This window comes from Kitasatospora sp. NPDC091335 (genome assembly GCF_044757205.1).
Taxonomy (GTDB): Bacteria; Actinomycetota; Actinomycetes; order Streptomycetales; family Streptomycetaceae; genus Kitasatospora.
The window spans coordinates 127356-147698 of sequence record NZ_JBIVUM010000009.1; the positions used below are offsets into that span (position 1 = coordinate 127356).

The 20343-nt window shown below is 69.3% G+C and carries 18 protein-coding genes; 10 read left to right on the forward strand and 8 right to left on the reverse strand.

What is annotated here, in order from left to right:
- Positions 1–13: 13 nt before the first annotated feature.
- A complete protein-coding gene (locus tag ACIQOW_RS20525; protein ID WP_401086965.1) occupies positions 14–2242 on the reverse strand; it encodes a hypothetical protein in 2229 nt (742 codons plus the stop codon).
- Between the two features lie 310 nt (positions 2243–2552).
- On the opposite strand from ACIQOW_RS20525, the gene ACIQOW_RS20530 reads away from it, so the two are divergent.
- The 10 genes from ACIQOW_RS20530 (at position 2553) to ACIQOW_RS20575 (ending at position 12677) form a co-directional block, all read left to right on the forward strand.
- Positions 2553–2711: a hypothetical protein gene (locus ACIQOW_RS20530; RefSeq protein WP_401086967.1), complete on the forward strand. Its 159-nt coding sequence runs from the start codon at positions 2553–2555 to the stop codon at positions 2709–2711.
- 470 nt (positions 2712–3181) lie between these two features.
- Positions 3182–4432 (forward strand): FAD-dependent monooxygenase, encoded by a 1251-nt coding sequence (locus ACIQOW_RS20535; RefSeq protein WP_401086969.1) that lies wholly within the window; start codon positions 3182–3184, stop codon positions 4430–4432.
- Positions 4433–4740: 308 nt separating this feature from the next.
- On the forward strand, positions 4741–5910 hold the full coding sequence (locus ACIQOW_RS20540; protein WP_401087254.1) for an inositol-3-phosphate synthase: 1170 nt from the start codon (positions 4741–4743) through the stop codon (positions 5908–5910).
- Positions 5907–6818 carry an SCO3242 family prenyltransferase gene (locus tag ACIQOW_RS20545; protein ID WP_401086971.1) on the forward strand — a complete coding sequence of 304 codons (912 nt, stop codon included), beginning with the start codon at positions 5907–5909 and terminating at the stop codon, positions 6816–6818. The genes ACIQOW_RS20540 and ACIQOW_RS20545 overlap by 4 nt, the downstream gene beginning before the upstream one ends.
- Positions 6819–6915: 97 nt before the next feature.
- A complete protein-coding gene (locus tag ACIQOW_RS20550; RefSeq protein ID WP_401086973.1) occupies positions 6916–7806 on the forward strand; it encodes a sugar phosphate isomerase/epimerase family protein in 891 nt (296 codons plus the stop codon).
- 9 nt (positions 7807–7815) lie between these two features.
- Positions 7816–8460, forward strand: coding sequence for an EboA domain-containing protein (locus tag ACIQOW_RS20555; protein WP_401086975.1), 645 nt, complete (start codon positions 7816–7818; stop codon positions 8458–8460).
- Positions 8461–8465: 5 nt separating this feature from the next.
- Entirely contained in the window at positions 8466–9320 is an 855-nt protein-coding gene (locus tag ACIQOW_RS20560) for a TatD family hydrolase (protein WP_401086976.1), read from the forward strand.
- 5 nt (positions 9321–9325) lie between these two features.
- Positions 9326–10495, forward strand: a complete 1170-nt coding sequence (gene eboE / locus ACIQOW_RS20565) for a metabolite traffic protein EboE (RefSeq protein ID WP_401086978.1) — start codon at positions 9326–9328, stop codon at positions 10493–10495.
- Entirely contained in the window at positions 10492–11883 is a 1392-nt protein-coding gene (locus ACIQOW_RS20570; protein WP_401086980.1) for an alkaline phosphatase family protein, read from the forward strand. Before eboE ends, ACIQOW_RS20570 begins: the two co-directional genes overlap by 4 nt.
- Positions 11883–12677 (forward strand): BTAD domain-containing putative transcriptional regulator, encoded by a 795-nt coding sequence (locus ACIQOW_RS20575; protein ID WP_401086982.1) that lies wholly within the window; start codon positions 11883–11885, stop codon positions 12675–12677. Before ACIQOW_RS20570 ends, ACIQOW_RS20575 begins: the two co-directional genes overlap by 1 nt.
- Here ACIQOW_RS20575 and ACIQOW_RS20580 read toward each other — a convergent pair.
- The 7 genes from ACIQOW_RS20580 to ACIQOW_RS20610 all read right to left on the reverse strand — a co-directional run bounded on the left by ACIQOW_RS20580 (position 12645) and on the right by ACIQOW_RS20610 (position 20336).
- Positions 12645–13307, reverse strand: coding sequence for a hypothetical protein (locus tag ACIQOW_RS20580; RefSeq protein WP_401086984.1), 663 nt, complete (start codon positions 13305–13307; stop codon positions 12645–12647). The genes ACIQOW_RS20575 and ACIQOW_RS20580 overlap by 33 nt on opposite strands.
- Positions 13304–14203 (reverse strand): ABC transporter ATP-binding protein, encoded by a 900-nt coding sequence (locus ACIQOW_RS20585; protein ID WP_401086986.1) that lies wholly within the window; start codon positions 14201–14203, stop codon positions 13304–13306. The genes ACIQOW_RS20580 and ACIQOW_RS20585 overlap by 4 nt, the downstream gene beginning before the upstream one ends.
- Positions 14200–14598 carry a GntR family transcriptional regulator gene (locus ACIQOW_RS20590; RefSeq protein ID WP_401086988.1) on the reverse strand — a complete coding sequence of 133 codons (399 nt, stop codon included), beginning with the start codon at positions 14596–14598 and terminating at the stop codon, positions 14200–14202. Before ACIQOW_RS20590 ends, ACIQOW_RS20585 begins: the two co-directional genes overlap by 4 nt.
- 141 nt (positions 14599–14739) lie before the next feature.
- The gene (locus ACIQOW_RS20595) at positions 14740–16113 is read right to left on the reverse strand and encodes a TfuA-like protein (protein WP_401086990.1); all 1374 of its coding nucleotides are present in this window, start codon (positions 16111–16113) and stop codon (positions 14740–14742) included.
- The gene (locus ACIQOW_RS20600; protein ID WP_401086992.1) at positions 16110–17399 is read right to left on the reverse strand and encodes a YcaO-like family protein; all 1290 of its coding nucleotides are present in this window, start codon (positions 17397–17399) and stop codon (positions 16110–16112) included. Before ACIQOW_RS20600 ends, ACIQOW_RS20595 begins: the two co-directional genes overlap by 4 nt.
- A gap of 32 nt (positions 17400–17431) precedes the next feature.
- Positions 17432–17632, reverse strand: coding sequence for a hypothetical protein (locus ACIQOW_RS20605; protein ID WP_401086994.1), 201 nt, complete (start codon positions 17630–17632; stop codon positions 17432–17434).
- Positions 17633–17678: 46 nt separating this feature from the next.
- On the reverse strand, positions 17679–20336 hold the full coding sequence (locus ACIQOW_RS20610) for a lantibiotic dehydratase (protein ID WP_401086996.1): 2658 nt from the start codon (positions 20334–20336) through the stop codon (positions 17679–17681).
- Between the last annotated feature and the right edge of the window lie 7 nt (positions 20337–20343).

Here is a 20343-nt window from a genome sequence, read left to right on the forward strand (position 1 = left end):
TGAACGGAACGGGTCATGGTGTGTCGCGACGGCGGGCGGCCTCGGCCTTGTCCTGGAGGTCGCGGACGATGCGCCGCCAGCGCCGGGATCCGCTGGTGTACCAGGTGTCGTGGCCGACCGGACGCCAGTCGGTCAGCTCCCGTAGCTGCTCCGTGATCACTTCCACATCGAGATGCTCGTAGCCGCCCCGTCCGGGGTTGAGGTCCTGGGCGATTTCGTGGAGCCGGTGCGCAGCGCGGTAGTACGAGAGCTGGGTGCCGGTCAGTCGGCGGATCGCGTAGCCCCAGCATTTACTGCACCAGTCGTAGTCGTCACGGGCGAGCAGGTCGGCCAGGGTCAGGAGGTCGTCCTCGGCGACGAGACCGCATTCCCTGGAGTGCGGGCAGAACGGTGAGTGTCCCTTGCCCTGGATCCGCGGGTTGGCGTTGGTCGTGTAGACCTGCACCTCGGCGAGGACGCCGAGGGGGATGCCGCTGCCTCCGCTCTTCCACTGGTCGCCGTCCGGGGCCTCGAACGGTTCCAGGTCCAGGTCCTTCGCGTGGGCGAGCAGTCCCTGCCACACCGGGCGCGGCATGCTCCGGGAGCGGCCTTCTCGGTCGTAGCCGCCGTCGAGGGTGCGCAGGTCGTGAATGCCGCGAGCCATGGCGAGCAGGCGCAGGTTGTGTTGTCCGTTGGCTTCGTGCTGGACGAGCCAGGCCGCCCGCGTGGCGCCCTGGGACAGCCCCAGTTCCTCACCGAACAGCGGGTCGTGCGGGCTGCGCAGGTGTTCCGGCCACAGGCTCAGCCGGTCCCCGGGCCTGGGCCCGACCTCGGCAGCCCACGGTTCGATCACCGCGTCGGGCAGGTCGGATGCTCCGGCGACGATGACGCCCCGCCAACCGTCGGCCAGGCGCTGCTCGATGACCGGCAGCGGCAGGACCTCGGCACCGCCGTCCGTGGAGAAGACGATGTACAGCTGGTCCTTGGTAGCCCGCACTGTATGCAGGAGGCGCAGGTGCTCCGCGGTGACCGGCTGGCGCCCGCTGACGGGCGTGTCGTCGAAGATCCCGGGCCGAACGGGTGCCGGCGCTTGGTCCGTCTGGGCGGGCCCGGGCGCGTTGTCGTGGGGTTCGCAGTCGAGCGGGAAGGAGCGGGCGAGGAGCCGGTCGGTGATGAGGCCGGGGACGTACAGAGTGACGGTGCGGCCGGCCCAGTCGGCGTCGGCGTAGTAGGTGATCACTACGCCGGTCGTCCAGTCGTCCAGCTCACTCAGGAACCCCCTGTCGTACCTGCGCGGGGAGTCCTCCTTGGTCTCCGGCAGGCGCAGGGTCACCCACCGCGTGGTGGCGGGGTCCGCGGTGGCAGCCTGCGCCGCCCGCTCTTCCCACGAGGCGACCAGCGCGTCGACCGCGGCGCGGGTGGTGTCGTAACCCTTGCGGTTGGGACGGATGCCATGGGTGGGCCCGTAGGCGAGGTAGGTGCGCTCACTCGGGCGGCCCCAGCCGTCGGCGGCCTTGCTCTGCCACTGGTGCCACAGTGCCCGCAGCCGCTTCGCGACCTCGCCGCTGTCGCCGATGGCGCTGAAAGCGCTGTCTGAGGACGGGAATTCGGGCAGTTGCATGCCCGCCGCCGCGGCTGCCGCCATCAGCCCGTGGGGATCGACGAACAACGCGGCCTGGGCCCGGAGTTCCTCCAGGTATCGCTCCTTCACCACGAGCTTCGGCTCCGCCCACGGCGCCAACCACGGGAACATCGCGGTCGCGGCCCGGGCCAGATGAAGGCTGCGTGCCGCACCGCGCCACGTGGACAGCACCGTCTCACGAAGACGCCGCGCTTCGTCGCGGGCCTCCCCCTCCTCAGCCTCGCCGTCCTCCTCATCATCTTCGGAGCTGCCAACGGGATCCGTCCGCAGGAGAGCGGCGGCGGCCTCGACCTCGTGCGCCTCCCAAGTGGCGTCCTCGTCCGGCTCGCTGTAGCACTGCAGTTGGTACAGCAAGCCGATCCCGCCGAGCGCCCGCAGGAAGATGCCCAGCCCGGTCTCCGGCCGTGCCCACGCGCCCCACTGCGCGCAGCGCGAGCACATCCTTCCGATCGTGTCCGCGTTCAGCGGTACTTCGGTGGTCGTCACGTCCCGGGTCCGCAGCTGGGTGCAGGTCGACTCGGCGTGGAGCTTGGCGTTCTTGCCCTTGGCCGTGTGAACGGTGACGGGCGTGCCCTCGAAGGGGCCGAGCGGGACATCGGCGGTCAGTGAGCTGTCGAGCACGTAACTCCCCTATCGGTCTCGGCTTGCGAGCCTAGCCGTGGGTACCGACAGGCGGGTCCGGAAGCAGCAGCCGCCGAGGGCGCAGTCGCCGTCTACCCGGTGCGCGGACTCGGCAGTCCGCGCACCGGGCAGACGGCGATTTCGGTGCTGCCACCCGCAGCGGGTGCCAACCCCAACCGAGCGGCGGATCGTCAAGGTCCGTGTCCTCCGCGTGCCGAGCAGGGCCCACCCCTCCTCCCCCAGAAGGTCCCGCACAAGTCCCACCAGGTCCCTGGGAGCCAGGTGTCGGCATTCCGACAGTTCAACACACATGCTCGGCGCCAGCATGCGCCGCAGCGAGATCCTCGCCCTGCACTGGTCCGACGTCCACCTCATGGACCGCAAGCTCTACGTCCGCTGGACCCTCGCAGCCATCGTCGGCGGGAAGATCCACCTCCGCAAACCCAAGACCGAGGCCAGCCGAGCCTGAAGAACGAGCTCAACCAGACGCTTCCGCAGCCCTCGTGACACCGGCCACCCTCGCGGAGCCACGGTCACCTGACCACGCTCTCTCACCCGCCCTTGCGTTCATCTGGCGAAGCTCGCACGGCGTCTACTCATAGACTGCCAAGCTCAGCGAAGTCCCTTGCAGGAGAGGGCCCTTCGCACTTGAACCAGCTGACTGCTCATGCCTATGCTACGGACTCGACAGCGCAGGCGATCAACTTCCCTACAGCGCAAGACAGAACAGTCTGGTCGTCTGAGTCAGCACCGCCGGGGGGCGTTCGCCGACACTCCACACACTTGTTGCCCTTCTGTGCACATTTGGCCTGATTCGTTCACCAGGCCGATGCATCTTTCCTGGGTCAGTCGATGGGGATGACCAGGGACCACAGCACTCGTCTCAAAGCCCTGACAAACAGAACAGCCATCAGTCAGTCGCAATCGGGGGAGCACTGAATGAGCAAGGCCAGACTGCGCATTGCCGTCATCGGAGCGGGGATCGGGGGGCTCGCCGCTGCGGTAGCACTCTCACGGGCGGACTGCGATGTGACCGTCTTCGAGCAGGCAGGCGGGTTACGGGAGGTGGGAGCCGGGCTCCATCTCGGGTCTAACGGGGCCAGGATTCTGCATCGTTGGGGCCTGGGTAGTCGACTGAACTCCGTCGGCGTGCGTGCTGCAGCGCTAGAGGTCAGGCATTGGCAAAATGGTCGCGTCCTGACCCAGCAGACAATGGGTGCGACCTGGGAGAAACGATTCGGCTCGCCCTACTACACGGTCCATCGAGCAGATCTGCACAGGATTCTCGCCGAACAACTCGGTGGTGCACGGCTGCGCCTGGGCAGTCGCCTCATCGGGCTGAACGAGGAAGAGGACAGCGTCCGACTCCGCTTCGCAGACGGGGATTCGGCACAGGCTGATGTCGTGGTCGGTGCAGACGGTGTCAATTCGGTGGTGCGCGGGAATGTCACCCAATCGGGTGCGAAGGTCTTCTCAGGGAACAGCGCCTTCCGCGGCCTCGTTCCCGCCGATTCGATACCGGACCTTCCCACCAAGACTCTGCTGATCTGGCCAGGCCCCGAAGCGAAACTCCTTCTTTGCCCCGTCAGTGGTGGAAGCGCCTGGGCGTTCGTAGCCGTGGTCCCTGACTCGGGAAGGCATCCGGAGTCCTGGAGCGCCACCGGGCGCGTGGAGGAAGTGGCGGCTGCTCTCGCAGGCTGGAACGTCGATGTGGACGGCATTCTCGGGGCAATCACCGAGGTCGGCTGTTGGCCCCTGTTCGACCGCGAGCCGCTGTCACGCTGGTCAAACGGCAGGGTCACTTTGCTCGGTGACGCCGCTCACCCCATGCTCCCCCATCACGGCCAAGGCGCCAGCCAGGCGATCGAGGACGCTGTCGCCCTGGCACACTGCCTCACCCGACCGGAGGGTCCGCAGCAGCGGGACCTGCCAGGCGACAGTTCCCCCTTGACAGAGGGGCTGCTCCGGTACGAGGCGCTGCGCCGCCCGCACACCGCCCGCGTGCAACTCGGCTCACGGGACGGCGGCACGATGCGGCTGTCCACGGCGTCGCCGCCCGACAGCGTGGCAGGACAGGGCCAGGCCCCCCTTGGTCAGATGGTCGAGGACGTTTCCTGGATCCAGGCCTACGACGTGGAAGAGGCGCTTGGAAAGCCCGTTGATGCCGATGGTCCGGCGTCTGGTTTCTGAAGGCCCTCATCGTCGTCCGACAAGTCGGCGCCGCCGAATATACCGTTGTCACCACCGGTGGCGGTCGGGAACTCCGCACCCTGAAACCTGCCATTCCGAGCAGGTTGCGAAGCCGGATGTCCATACGCCGGCTGGCGCGACGATCCACCGCGAGGGTTCAGTAGCCACGACGGCCTGCCCGGGCTCCTATTCGGCATTTTGGCAACCGAACCGCAATGGCTACGCCATGCCTGCCATGCCCAGAACCCGTGGCGGCAGCGGTCGTGCGAATGATCAGTTCCAACCCAACAGGAAAGGCAGGGCTGCCAATGCGAACCGGCCTGTGGCTGATCGGAGCCCGAGGATCGGTGGCCACCACCGTGGCTGCGGGAGCCGCAGCCGTTCGAGCGGGCCTCGGCGCACCGCTCGGCTGCGTCACGACGCTTGACGACTTCCAGGGTGTCCCCTTACCGCGCTTCGATGAACTGGTCTGTGGTGGGCACGACATCAGCGACATCGACCTGGTGAAGCGGGCCGAGCAACTGGTCACGGCTGGCGTTCTACCGGCCGGCCTTCCCGGCCTGGTCGAGGACGACCTACGTGCCGTGGACGCGAGAATCCGTCGGGGCACAAGCGGGGAGCGGGACAGCCGCCCTGGTGAGGTCATCGACTCCCTGGCTGCCGATCTTGCCGACTTCCGGAAACGGAACAACCTCGACTCCGTCGTCGTGATGAACGTATCCTCCACCGAAGGACCTGCGGCCCCGCACCCCGCCCATGCTTCCCTGACCGCGCTGAGGCGCTCGCTCTACGAAGAGCCGCACGCTCGCGAGCAGGCACCCGTGCTGCCGAGCAGCTCGCTCTACGCCTTCGCGGCGTTCACCGCAGGTTGCCCCTACATCGACTTCACCCCGTCGGCCGGGGCGCGTCTTCCGGCCCTTGCGGAATTGGCCCACGAGCGCGGGATGCCCTGGGCCGGCAGCGACGGCAAGACCGGCGAGACACTGGTCAAGTCGGTTCTGGCACCGATGTTCGCCCGCCGTGCGCTACGGGTCCGAGGCTGGTCCGGGACGAATCTGCTCGGCGGCGGGGACGGTGCCACCCTCGACGCCGAGGGACCGGTGAACAGCAAGGCGTCCAGCAAGGCTGTGGTCCTGCCGAGCATTCTCGGCTATCCGGTCGACGGTGGAGTCCACATCCACAACGTCCCGGCGTTGGGCGAATGGAAGACCGCCTGGGACCACATCGTTTTTGAAGGCTTCCTGGGCACGAGGATGTCCATGCAGTTCACCTGGCAGGGATGCGACTCCGCGCTCGCCGCACCCCTCGTTCTGGACCTGGCACGGCTGATGGCCACGGCGCAGCGGGCACGGCGCACGGGACCGGTACCGGAGCTGGCGTTCTTCTTCAAGGACCCGGTCGGCAGCCACGAGCACAGCTTGGAAAGGCAGTTCACCACTCTGGTGACGTGGGCACGCGGCCTCCGGGTGGGCTCGTGAGGAGTGGGCCCGATGAACGGAAGCTCCTCGCGGCTGCGCGGCGGCTGCGCCCCGTCGCACAGCTGTTGCGGGCTCCGGCCGCTTTGACGGTCCCGGGTGACGTCCTGGCCGGGACGCTGGCCGCCGGACAACCACTGCGGCCGAGAACCGCGCTGGCAGCCGCCTCCTCGGTGTGTCTCTACTGGGCCGGCATGGCCCTCAACGACTGGAAGGACCGGGAGACCGACGCCCTGGAGCGCCCTGAGCGTCCCATCCCTTCCGGAGAGGTATCGCCGGGGACCGCACTCGCGCTGGCCATCGGCCTGACGGCGGCTGGTATCGGGCTCGGCTCGAAGGCAGGGGGTCGCCGGGGACTGGTTTCCGCCACCATCCTGGCCAGCGCCGTCTGGTCGTACGACCTGGTGCTCAAGTCAACACCGTTCGGGCCGCTGTCCATGGCGGGTGCGCGCGGTCTGAACGTCCTCTCCGGGGCGGCCTCCAGCAGCGGGAGCATGCGCGCCACTGTGCCAGCGATCGCGGCGGTGGCGGTGCACACGGCTGTTGTCACGCAGCTGAGCAGGCATGAGGTCGATGCCGACCCAGGGGTGCTGCCGGTGGCCGCCATCGGGGTCAGCGGGGCCATCTGCGCCGGCCTCACCGCCGGGGTGCGGCGTGCGCCGCAGATGGACAAGGCAGTCACGACGACGCTGGCGGGACTCTACTTCGCCGGCTTCGGCAGAGCCCTCGTCGCCGTGTCCCGCGATCCTTCGGCGAAACGGGTGCGGCATGCCGTGGCTGCCGGAATTCACGGGCTGATGCCGCTTCAGGCCGCGCTTGCGTCGCGAGCGGGCGGGCCCGCGATCGCAGGGCTCATCGCCCTGGGTTATCCGCTCGTCCGCGGACTCGGTAGGCGGGTGTCCCCCACCTGAACTGCGCCTGAGTCGACGCTACCCGCGACACGCAGCGCCTTGCGTGCCGGTGGAGTGTCATGCCGCTTTTTCACAGTTGAGGAGATACACGTTCGCGATGACAGCGCCACCATCCCCCACCCGTGCCACCGAACTGGCATTCGGTTACGGCACCAATGGCTTCGGAGACCACTCGTTGGAGGACGCCCTCGCGGTCCTCGCCGACCTCGGGTACGACGGCGTCGGCCTCACCCTGGACCACCGCCACCTCGACCCCTACTCCACCGACCTGGTCCCCCGGCTGTCCCGGATCGCCCGTCGCCTCGACGCTCTCGGCCTCAGCGCCGTCATCGAGACCGGAGGTCGCTACCTGCTGGACCCGATGCGCAAGCACTATCCGACGCTACTCTCGGACGAGGGGGCGGAGCTCCGTACGGACCTCCTGCGCCGCGCCGTACGGATCGCGGCAGACCTGGGCGTGCACGTGGTTTCGTTCTGGAGCGGGGCGGCACCCACCGGACTTCCGGAGGATCAGGCCTGGGACCGGCTGACCGCCGGGTGCGCCGGGCTGGCCGAGTACGCCGCGGACCACGACGTCACCCTGGGCTTCGAGCCTGAGCCCGGCATGTTCATCGACACCCTCGACCGGTTCGACGAACTTCGCTGCCGCCTCGGCGGGCCCGACGTCTTCGGGCTCACCCTCGACATCGGCCACTGCCGCTGTCTGGAGCCGCAGTCCGTCACCGACTGCGTGCGCCGGGCGGCCGCCCACCTGGTCAACGTCCAGATAGACGACATGCGGCGCGGAGACCACACCCATCTGGAGTTCGGTGCGGGAGAGATCGACTTTCCCCCTGTCCTCCATGCTCTGGCCGACATCGGATACCGCGGGCTGGTCGCCGTCGAACTGCCCCGGCACAGTCACGCGGCGCCCGAGGTCGCCCGGCGTTCGCTGCAGTTCTTGCACACCGCCGTACGCTCCGCGTGCCCTGTCCAAGTCCGCCCATAGGAGAGTCCTGTGACCGTACCAGCCGAAACCGAGACCCTGTCGGCCCGGCTTCCCGCCGTCGCCGCACGCTGGCTGCGCGAGGCCCTGACCACCGTCGAGGCCGACCCGTCCCGCATAGACACGCTGCTCACGAGTGCAGGCCGCCATTGCGGCCGCCAACCGCTGCCCGGCGACCCGCCTCCCCCGGTCGGCAGGACCGTCGACGACGCCGTCCGCGCCCTGCTCCTGGCCAGGGTGCCGTGGCGTGGCGCCACGCTGGCCGACGCACTGTCCCGGCTGTACTGGCAAGGGGACGCGGCTGAACGTCGCGGCGTCCTGCGATCCCTCTCCTGCTTCGGTTCGCGAAACACGCTCGGCGCCTTGGCCCTACCGCTCGTACACGACGCCCTGCGGACCAACGACCCTCGCCTGATCGCGGCCGCGCTCGGTGACTACGCAGCCCGGCACCTGGACGCCGCGGCCTTCCGCCAGGCCGTCCTCAAGTGCCTTTTCTCCGGCATTCCACTCGTCGCCGTGGCCGGACTCGCCGAGCGCGCCGACCCGGAACTGACCCGCATGCTGACCGACTACGCCGAGGAGCGCAGGGCGGCCGGCCGCGCCGTTCCGTCCGACATCGAGCCGTTCATCGGAGCTGGACCCACTACCAGGGAGTGAGTGCCATGGACATCTTCGACCCCCACATCCATATGACGTCGCGGACCACCGACGACTACCAGGCGATGGCTGCGGCGGGAGTCCGGGCCCTGGTCGAGCCCGCCTTCTGGCTCGGCCAGCCCCGCACCAACACCGGCAGCTTTGAGGACTACTTCGACAGTCTGCTGGGCTGGGAGCCGTACCGGGCCTCCCAGTTCGGCATCGCACACCACTGCGCGCTGGCCCTCAACCCGAAGGAAGCCAACGATCCCCGGCTCGCCGGCGTGCTCGATCTGCTGCCCCGCTACCTGACGAAGGACCGGGTGGTGGCCGTCGGAGAGATCGGGTACGACTCCATGACCCCGGAGGAGGACAAGGCGTTCGCCGCCCAGCTCGCCCACGCGCTGACGTACGATCTGCCCGTTCTCGTGCACACTCCGCACCGTGACAAGGGCGCCGGCACCCGGCGCAGCCTCGATGTCATCCGCGAGTCCGGCATACCGGCGGAGCGGGTCCTGATCGACCACCTCAACGAGCCGACCGCGCGCATCGTCGCGGACAGTGGCTGCTGGATGGGGTTCTCCGTCTACCCGGACACCAAGATGAGCGTGGAACGCACGGTCTCGATCCTGGCTGAGTATGGCAGCGCCCGAATTCTCGTCAACTCAGCTGCCGACTGGGGTCGGAGCGATCCCCTCACACCGCGCCGAACGGGTGACGCGATGCTGGCCGCCGGTTTCGGTGAGAGCGACGTCCGCACCGTCCTGTGGCAGAACCCGATCGACTTCTACGGGCAGAGCGGGCGGCTCCAGCTGACCGACGGGAGCGATCCGGCGCATGACGACTACGCGGGCAATTCCATCAAGCGCGGCGAGGTGTAGTCGGCATGCGGCTACGCCACCGGGACGGATCCACCGTCCACCTTTCCTACTGCACCAACGTCCACGCCGCCGAGGATCTGAACGGCATCCTGGCGCAGCTCGCCGACTTCGCGGAACCCGTCCGAGAACGGCTCGGCGCGGACCGGCTCGGCCTCGGCCTCTGGTTCGCCCGCACCGCCGCGACCCAGGCACTGGTCGACCAGGGCGCGCTGACGAGACTCCGCCGCGAGCTGGACCACAGAGGTCTGGAGGTGGTCACCCTCAACGCCTTCCCGTACACGGGTTTCCACGCGGCATCGGTGAAGAAGACCGTCTACCGCCCGGACTGGACCGAGCCGGACCGGCTGTCATACACCCTCGACTGCGCCCGCATCCTGGCTGGCCTGCTGCCCGACGACGTCGACCACGGCAGCGTGTCGACGCTACCGCTGGCCTGGCGGACCCCCTGGTCCGCTGATCGGGCCGACCTTGCGTTCCACCACCTGGACCGGCTGGCCGACGGCCTCGCGGCCTTGTACACCGAAACCGGGCGTACCATCCGGGTCGGTCTGGAGCCCGAGCCCGGCTGCATCGTGGAGAACGTCGCCCAAGCCGCCGAGCTGTCGGGCCGTCTGGCCACCGACCACATCGGGGTGTGCCTCGACGCCTGCCATCTCGCCACCGGTTTCGAGGACCCGGTCGACGCGTGCGCACGGCTGGCTGCGGCCGGGCTGCCGATCGTCAAGGCCCAGGCGTCCTGCGCCCTCCACATCGACGATCCAGCCGACCCGGCCGCCCGTGCCGTGTTGGCCGGGTTCGCAGAGGAGCGCTTCCTGCACCAGACCCGGGTGTCGGACGTCGGTGCCGGGTCCGGCGTGCTCGGCGCCGACGACCTGCCCGACGCGCTCGGTGGAGCGCTGCTGGGGGACCACCCGTGGCGTATCCACTTCCACATCCCGGTGCATGTCACGCCCGACCCACCCCTGCGGTCGACACGGAGCGAACTGACCGCCACTCTGGACACCCTGTTTGGCGGACCGACCGCGCTGACCGACCACGTGGACGTCGAGACGTACACCTGGTCGGTGCTTCCGGTCCCGCCGGACCGAGCCGGGCTCGTGGACGGCATCGCCGCCGAACTCGCTTGGACACGTGACACATTGACCGCGCTCGGCCTGAAGGAGCTTCACCAGTGAACCGGCTGGTCGTCCTGAACGTCGTCGGGCTGACGCCTCGACTCCTGTCCCACATGCCCCGTCTCTCCGCCCTGCGCGACCGGGGTTTCGGCGCCTGCCTGGAGCCCGTGCTGCCGGCGGTCACCTGCTCGGTGCAGTCCACCTTCCTCACGGGTGAACTCCCCGCCGCGCACGGCGTGGTCGGCAATGGCTGGTACTTCCGTGACCTGGGCGAGGTGCTGTTCTGGCGGCAGCACAACCGGCTGATCGAGGGCGAGAAGCTCTGGGAGGCGGCTCGGCGGGTCCATCCCGGCTACACGGTGGCGAACGTCTGTTGGTGGTACGCCATGGGCGCTGACGTGGACTGGATCGTCACGCCCCGACCGGTGTACTACGCCGACGGCCGCAAGGAGCCCGACTGCTACACCCGGCCACCGGGCCTGCACGACGAACTCACGCGCCGCGGAGGCCCGTTCCCGCTGTTCGACTACTGGGGGCCGAGGGCCGGGATCGCGGCGTCCCGCTGGATCGTCGGCGCCGCCCGCTACTTGCTTCGTCGGCACCGGCCCGATCTCAGCCTGGTGTACCTGCCTCATCTCGACTACGCGCTCCAGCGCCACGACCCGCACGGAGGTCGGGCCGCTGCGGCCGCCGCCGAACTGGACGAGGCGCTCGCGCCGCTGCTAGATGAGGCCGAGCGTGCGGATGCCACCGTCGTGGTACTGAGCGAGTACGGCATCACTCCCGTCGACCGCCCGGTCGACGTCAACCGCACGCTCCGTCGCGCAGGCCTCCTGGAGGTCCACACCCAGGACGGCATGGAGTACCTGGACCCCTGGTCCTCTCGCGCGTTCGCCGTAGCCGATCACCAGATCGCCCACGTGTACGTGCGGGACCCGGGCGATCTCGATCGGGTCCGGGGGCTGCTGTCGGAACTCGACGGTGTCGCCGAAGTCCTGGACGACGCCGGCAAGAAGGACCATGGGATCGACCACCCGCGCGCGGGTGAGCTGGTGGCCGTCGCGGAGCCCCGCTCCTGGTTCACCTACTACTACTGGCTGGACGACGCACTCGCCCCAGACTTCGCCAGGATCGTAGACATCCATCGAAAGCCCGGCTACGACCCCGCCGAACTCCACTTCGACCACACCGACCCGTTGGTCAAGGTGCGTGCCGCCGCGGCTCTCGCCCGCAAAAAGCTCGGCATGCGCTACACCATGAAGGTCGTGTCGCTCGACCCGTCACGTGTACGCGGCAGCCACGGCAGGCTGCCGACCTCCCCTTCGGACGGCCCCGTCCTCCTGTGTTCCGACGACCGCCAGGCCCGTGCTGCGGTGGCCGCCACCGAGGTCAAGGACCTCCTGCTGACGCTGGCCGGGCTGGGGCCGCGAGACAAGGAGAACCACTGATGAACGCCGCGCTGACGTTTCGCGTACTGGGCCCCGTCGAGGCATATCTGAACGGTCAGGCGGTGGGGATCGGCGGGGTCAAGCCCCGGACCGTGCTCGCATCGCTCCTGCTGGCACCCGGTCGGACGGTGCACGACGCGCGATTCAGCGAACTCCTCTGGGAGACAACCCCTCCACGTACGCAGGCCGCACAGTTGTACACCTACATATCGAGACTGCGCCGCACCTTGGGAAGCGGAGTGCAGATCGTCAGGATGCACGGCGCGTACCAACTGCGCATGTCCTCCGCCTCACTGGACTACGACGACTTCGTCGACCTCAGCTGCCGGGGTGTCGCCCGGCTGGCGGTCGGCGAGTATGAGCCGGCCCATGCCCTGCTGAGCACGGCGGTCGAGCAGTGGACGGGATCCGCTCTCACCAACACGACCCGATGTTTGGCCGATGCCGAACTACCGGGGCTGACCGAGGAGTACTTGACCGCCATCGAGAACAAGACCACCGCTGCCCTCGGGCTCGGTTGGCACGAACGGATCGTCCCGGAACTCACGCGGCTGGTGGCCGAGCACCCCAGCCGGGAGCACCTGCGCGCCCAGCTCATGGCGACGCTGTACCTGTGCGGACGGCAGTCGGATGCGCTCGATGTCTACCACGCGGGCCGGCGCGCGCTGAGTGCGGGCTGGGGTGTGGATCCGGGAGTCGAGCTTCGCAAAACCTATCAGGCGATTCTCGAAGACCGAATCCCGGACATCGTCCACAACGGTTCAGCGGCGGGCCATCCGCTGGCGCCCCACTAGCGAGATCGTTATCGCCAGCACCAACAGCACTCCTCCGTAAGCGAGTTGCCAGGACCAGTAACCGGTCATCAGATCCTCGTCCCGCAGCCGGTCGCGGAGCGCCGGGCCGGCGGTGGTCAGGGCGATCCAGGCGACCAGAACGACTCCCATCGTCGGCAGGGTGCGCTGCAGCACCGTACCCGCTGTGAAGCCGAGCGCGACCAGGAAGAGGGCGACCGCAAACGGCGTCACACCGTGGGAGTCGAAGTACGCCTGGCTCATCGGGTCTTGGGTGAACCTGGACCAGCCCTCGGGGCGCCGGCCTGCCCATGCCACCGCGACGGACAGGCCAGCGACGCCCGCCACCGCCACCGCGGCCGCCACGGCGATTCGGGTCGTGTACCAGCGCCGGCGGCTGATCGTCTGGGTCCACACGAATCGGTGGGTACCCAGTTCGTATTCCCGCGCCACGGCGGGCGCGCCCACGAAGAAGCCCAGGAAGAGGGAGAAGTACTGCGAGAGTCCGGAGGTCAAACCGCGCATGCCCGGATAAGTGCTCTGCTCCCACACGGCCATGGCCGCGTAGAAGACCAGGATGGCGAGCAGTCCGGCCGCTACCGCACGCTGCTGGCGCCAAGCCAACCAGATCATCGGACCTCCTCCGCGTCCAGGGCCGATACGGCCCGATCCTCCACACCCCGCATGTAATCGAGAACCAGCTCTTCCAACTTCGGCGTGCGAACCGAGAGCCCCGAACCGTCGATCGGCGAGGCCAGCCGTACGAGCGAGGAGACTCCTCGCTCACTCCGGGAGGTGCGGATGACCTCGTGCACGTGTCCGGCCAATCGCTCCGCCACGTCCGACGGACCGGACAGCACAGCGTGTTCGGCGAGGATCTCCTCGATCCCGCCGCTCAACCGAATGCGCCCACCGGTGAGGAGCACCAGATAGTCGCAGACGTCCTCCAGCTCGGCGAGGACGTGGGAGGACATGACGACCGTCATACCGGTCTCGGCGACCGCCGCCATGAGGGACTCCATCACCTGATGGCGGGCCAGCGGATCCAGGTCCGCCATGGGCTCGTCGAGCAACAGCAGGTCGGCCCGTTTCCCGAGAGCCATTCCCAGCGCCACCTGGGTGCGCTGACCCCCGGAAAGGTGTTTGATCTTGGCCTCGAGCGGGATGCCGAGCGCTGCCAGCCGTTCCCGCGCGATCCTGCCGTCCCACACTGGATTGAGCCGTGGTCCGAGCTCGAGGGTCTCCTCAACTGAGAAGCCCGGATAGAGCGGCTTGTCCTGACCGAGGAACGCGACCCGGGCCAGGCCCTCCTCGCGCTCAGCGGGCTCGTCTCCGAAGACGCGGATGCTTCCGCAGCTCGGGGAGAGCAGACCGGCCGCCAGGTGCAGCAGGGTGCTCTTGCCGGCGCCGTTCGGCCCGACCAACGCGGCGATCCGGCCGGCGGGCACGGTGAACGACAGATCGCGTAACGCCCATCCCCTCTTGTAGCGCTTGCCGAGTCCGACCGCGCTCAACGCGTCGTCCGTCACGTCTCTCCTCCCTGTACGCCCACCTTGGCCCGCATCACGACGTCGAAGAGCGCACGCAGGTCGGCCGCCTCCATACCGCTGGCGACGGCGGTATCCACCCACCGTTCGAGTTCCGTGCGCAGGGCCGGATTCCGGTCTCCCGGCGAACTTCCCAGTCCCCGGAGAACGAAGGTCCCCTGACCGGGCCGAACCTCCACGAGGCCGACCCGCTCCAGTTCCCGGTAGGCCTTGTGCACGGTATTCGGGTTGATCGCCAGTTGTGCGACGACCTCCCTCGCGGTCGGCAACCGATCGCCGGGGGTCAGCATCCCCAGCCTCAATGCCTGCTCGATCTGGCGAATCAGCTGGAGATAGGTGGGCAGACCGGATCTCCGGTCAAGGTACAGCTCCAGCATGAATCCCCTTACCACTAAGCTCTTAGTAGTAGCGTAGTAGAAGGATGCTTCAGCCAGCAAGGCGCTTCACCCCTTCGTGGTGCCGCACGGGCCGTCAGAATCCGGCGCCCGCAGCCCCGATCCGGCCCCAGGGGACAGGCCCTACGTCTCCGGAACGATCCGGCGCAGCGCCTCCAGCAGCCCAATGCGCGTACTCCCGGCCCGAGCCAGAGCATGGGTAAGGTCCTGGACCGAGTTGAACCCTGCCTCCTCCGCCCAAACCGCATAGCCGGCCTCGCTCCTGCGGCCCGTCCACGCCTCGTGTTCGCCGCGCAGCTGCCGCGAGCCGCTCCTCGCCGCGACCTCCGCCGGTTCCACACCCGACTCCCGCGCGGCCTCCGCGGCCAGGGCAGCGCCCCTCCCCCACGTCTCGAACTCGTCGTTCCATCGCAGGTGATCCAACAACGGCTTGGCACTGCGTTCCGTGTGGTGCGCGTACAGCAACCACCGGTGCAGCGCCCGGCACTGCGCCGCCTCCCGCGCCAGGCCCCGGAACTCCTCAGGCGTGACCTGGTTGCGGCTCAGCCACCCCGCGAACGCGGCCTCGTCCTCGTACCCGTGCCGGGCCACCCAGCGGGAGGCCTCCTCGTCGATCTCGCGCTCCGAGGGAGTGACGCGCAGAAGCCTCGCCAGAACGAGGGCCACCGCCCGGTTCATGGCGTCCTCGTTCAACCGACCGGCCCCCGGGTGGTGCAGTTGGACGTGGTCCGCGACATCGGAAAGAGCGATGCGGACCCCGTTGAACTCCACCTGCCGTTCCCGGTTGTAGAGCGTGTCCAGACTAGCGGTCGGCACCAACTCCCATGGTGTGACCGGCTCGTGGGCGGCCCCGTGTCGGGCCGCCAGTTCCCCGAGCAGCGCGCGGGCGTCGTCCGCCTTCACATCGACGGGGGTCTCCCGCCAGAACACGTCGAGGCGGTATGCCTCCTCCGCTCCGGAAGTGCGCAGCATCGCGGCGATCCGTGCCCTGGACCGGTCGCGGTAGTGCAAGCCCTTCGCGGTGTCGACAGCCAGCCGTGCCGTCTCCGCGGAGATCACGCCGCGTGCCTGGGCGGTCGCGACGGTCGCTCTGATGTTGACCATGGGTTCCGAGAGCTTGATGTAGTGGCCGTCCTCGAACGCGTATGTCAGGGCGACCTCGTCGTCGTCGATGATCTCCCCGGAGGCGTACCGGGCGAAGACCTCGCCCCGTCCCCGCATCCCAAACGCCGCAAGCTCCGCCGCGCGCAGCGCTCCCATGCTCGAAGCGCCGTATACCCGGACCCCCCGTTGCAGGGCCAGCAGCACCTCCTTGTGCCAGACGGAGCGGGCCTGATGGAACTCGCCGTCGACCAGGGCGATGACGTCCGGATCGTGAACGGTGAGGACCGTCGCGATGTCCGCCTGCTTGGCCGGGGGGAGGAAGACCGCGTCGGGAAGGATGCCGCGTGCTTCGTTTAGTGGCAGGGAGGGCCCGAGAAAGACAACAACGGTCATGAGTCCGCTCCGATCGCGGGGTTCTGGGCGAAGCAGCGGGCACGCCTGCCCGGCGCGTAGTTCTCCATGCGGTAGCCCTCCAGCCCAGGAACCACGACCTTCACCACCGAGATCGGCGACCCCGGACGGCTCAGGTCCACAACGATCACGCGCTGTATGCCGACGGCCCGGAGCCGCTCCAGCATCAGGCAGATGTCCCCTTCGAAGGTGGCTGTCGCCTCCGAGGCTCCCGGACGGCCCGCCACCACGGGCGGTGTCCCGTCGACCATGGAGAGCATCCGCTCGTACTCGTGGTCGGCGTGGGCGTGGGTGTGGAGGTCGCGGTTGCGGAAGATGTCGTCCCGGGAGCCGGCGATGTGGACGGTGCGGGCCTGAACCGCCTCGGTGAGCGCACGGGTCAAGGCGATCTCCGGGTCGAGGTGGGCCCCGTAGCCTCGGTAGGTTCCGTCGACTTGGCGCGTGCGGTCGAAGATGTCCGCCATGTACACCGGCACCCGGGTGTCCACCGTGCAGTCGAAGAGCAGGACGCCGACGTCCGCTTTGCGCAGGCGGTCCAGCAGTTCGCGTACTGCGGGCAGTTCGACGGCGTCGGGATCGAGCACCGGGGGCGGGGTGCGCTGCGCGTCCCAGCGTTCCTGCTGACAGGTGGCCGCGTCCCGCTCGATGACCTCCGACAGGGCGGCGTGCAGGGCCTCGACGAGGTTGTTGCCCGAGGCCAACCCGCTGGACGTCACCTGGAAGGAGAACAGGTCGAAGACCCGGCTCGTCCGGTTCCCCATGTGGATCATCGAAACGGGAACGGCGACCTCCTCCTGGGAGAGGACGTCCCAGCCGAAGGTCCACAGGTAGGGCCAGTCGGGCGGGAACGGCGCTGCCCGGGAGAGCGGTAGGTCTTCTGGGTCCGGCACCGGGAATTCGCCACTGATCTCCTCGTACGACCTGCGGACCGCGATGGGCGACCACTCCTCGGCGTGGTGCAGTTCCAGGGACTCCATCGCCGCGGAGACCAGAGCCGCTTCGAGGGTCATGCCCTTGCCCGCGCTGTTGCTCAGTGTCCGCCCGTTGGGACGGATGGCCAGGGTCACCGGGATGCCGACCGTGTCGAGACCCGTGATATGCGCCAGCCTGGTGATGCCCGCCGCAGGGAAGAGCGGACGGATACGCCGAAGTGTCTCCTCCGGTGGGACGCTGCGCTGCGTGCCCTGGAAGTAGTTCTTCACCGCCTTCAGTTCGACGCCCCGGTAGTGAACCGCCGATAGGTGCGGCGGCTGGTCCCAAACACGCATGTCGTGTCCTTCGAGTTGCTCCGGCTTCATCGTCAGTCCGCCAGGCATCCGGCGATCAGCGCGGCGGCGCCGGCCAGTTCGGCGCCGGCACCACCGTCCGGGCCTGGCCCGGTGCCAGCGCGCAGGTCTCGGAGCGCGGCGTTCACCGTCGCACCCGGCACGTCGGGCAGCCCGATGGCGCCGGCAGCCCCAGCCGACGGACCGCCGTCGTACGCGAGCAGTCGCTCCGTCATCACCGGGTCCGTGAGTAGCAACCGATACGCGGCCTTCAGTCGGTCCTCATCCCGCCGCACCGGCGGTCTCCTTCCTTTCCTCCGAGCCGGTGTCCGCTCGCAGGGCACGCACGACCAGGTCACAGACCTCCTGCAGGCGTGTGGGGAGGTCCACCGGGAAGATCCGGGCGCCGTGCGAGGTGAGCAGTGCGGCGAAGGCCCGTCGGCTCCGGCCGTTGGTGTCGTCGACTCTGCACGCGTACTGGGTGAGCAGGGGCTCCAGGACGCAATCTCCGCTGGGCAGCGCCGAGCGGGCGGGTACCGGCACGGCCCGTGGCTGTGGCTTCGCCGGTACCGCGGCGGCCACCGCCGCCACGATGGCGATGTGCTCGTCCCGCCGACGGTCAAGCAGGGGCAGCCAGGCAAGGAAGTCGTCGACGCACCGCCGCAGGCGTTCCTTGTCCGTGGGACGGCCTGCGAGGAACCCGGCAGTCTCGAGACTGTCCGCCCGGTGCACTTCCTCGGCCAGGCAGAGCACGTCCGGCCCACCGTGCACGTCAACGTTCGGAGCAGCCGGCACGACGGCAGCCCGGACCACCTGGCCGCTGGCGACGAGGTCCAGCCCGAAGCGGTCCAGCCCGGCCACGGCTGTCGGGCGCTGCTCGGCGTCGGCAACCCGGCAGTCGATCCGCAGGGTGAGGCCGTGCCATTCGTACGACCACTGGGCGACGCACCCTTCGGCCGCCAGTTTCTCCATCACCGCACCGACCAACCCCGGCAGTTCGTCCACGGCCGTGGATCGGCACTGGTACTCGACACGGGCCCGGAACAGTTGGTGGGTCGGCGGGACCTGAGCGGGGGCGGTGCGCGGGCGCGGATCGCGCTCCGGGGGCAGCAGGAGGTGCGCGGTATGCCTGCCGCTGCCTCCGGAGACCACGGGGCTCTCGAAGTGCGGAAGTTCCTGGCAGGTCACGCCGCTCGGGTTCGAGAGAGCCTGCAGTGCCAGTTCGACGGCGGCCGGGGCCGACGTGTCCACCGGCAGGGTCTGGCCCCGGCCCGCGAAGGCGAGCCAGCGCCGGTTCCCCAGACCGGGCAGCGCGGCGCGCAGACCGGCGCCGACGTCGGGCGCGTCAAGGATGTCCTCGACGGCGGGGTCGCTCAACCGCCAGCGTTCGGGGGCGACGATGACGCGGCCAGCCACCACCCTGGGCAGGTGCGGCAGTTCCTCGCCGAGGGCACCCCAGGTCCACTGGACCGGGCCAGGGTCCAGGAACGGCTGCAGCATTGCGTCGAGCATCCGCTGCGGACCCTCTCCCGAGCGGCCCGACCGCGGCTGCACCCGGTCGCCGGTCCGCCGGTCCCAGAGCTCCGGACCTGTCCCGGGAGTCAGCGACACCAGGACGTCGCCCGGCTCTGGAGTGCCGCCGGTCTCCTCCGGCAGCACCCCGAAGTCCTGGAGCAGCGGCTGTGGAGGATGGTGGTACCCGCCGAACAGGACAGCGCAGTACCGCCCTTCGTACTCGTCGAGCAGGGCCGCGTGGATCCAGTCGGTCACACCGGTGTCCCTCGGGCTGTCCGGCCGGCCGGTCCCGGCCAGCAGATCGAAGGGCTCGCCGGTGCGGACCCAGTGGGCCAGTGCCCGCGCACAGGTCCGCTCGGCAGCTTCCCCAGAACGACCGGACCGCCAGGGCAGGTCGGCGAGCTCGGCCTCCAGATCCAGCAGTTCGGCCACCGGGACGGCACCATCGCCGTGGCGGGTGCGGAACGCCGCGTCGAGGGCCGCCTGACGGGGCGACTCGTCTACCAGCGACAGGACTCGCCCATAGGCCTTCCGCAGCACACCGAGCGACGAGTGGTCGACGGCCGGCCGGTCCGCTCCGGTACCGATCCGCACCCGAAGTCGCTCGCCCACGGGGACATCGGCCAGTAGCCCATCCAGCGACGCGGTGTAGCGCTGCCACACGCCAGCGACGCCTTCGGCCAGATAGCGCTGCAGCGGCTGCTCCTGGCCGAGTCCCGCCTGGAGCCCGTGAAGGCTCTGTACGACCTCCTCCTCCGTCGCAGCCGTGAGGATCTCCCAGGCCCGCTCCGGCCTGCTGTCGGCGGTCGTCGCAAGGTCGGCGAGGAGCACGCCCGCGTCGATCAGCCGGTCCAGGAAGGCGTCGAACCGTTCGGCCGGCGTCGAGGGTGACGCCGCTGCCAGAGCCGCGGCGGCCCCGGTCCGTCCGGTGCCGTGCTCACCGCAGGCGGCCAGGACCGCGTCGATCGCCGTGGAGGCACTCACTGTGGAGAGCACGAGGCCCGATCCCTGCCACGTGCGGAACTCGTACCTGGCACCGGCCCTGCGCAGCGTCGGGTTGCGCCGCAACCGGACGAGGTCCGGCCCGGCCGTCGTGACGGCGCGGTCGACCAGCGCGCGGATCGCGCCGTCGCCGAGGGCCGCGGTCACCGTGAGCTGTGGCCTTGCCGGTATGGTCAGTCTGCGTCGGTGCCCGATGGTGGCCGTGACCGTCACCGAGAGGCGGACGGGCCTCGCGGCCCGGGTCGCGCGGGTGTGCATGAAGGCGTCGAAGATCTCACCCGCGGTGGCGACGTCGCGACCGGCGCCGGGCGGGCGGGCGCCCGCCGCGGCGATCCGGGCGAGGTCGGCGGGAAGCAGGTCCGCCCGTCCCGCGGCAGCCACCTCGTCGACACTGACGATCGGGATTCTCAGGTGAACGGTCATCGGGCCG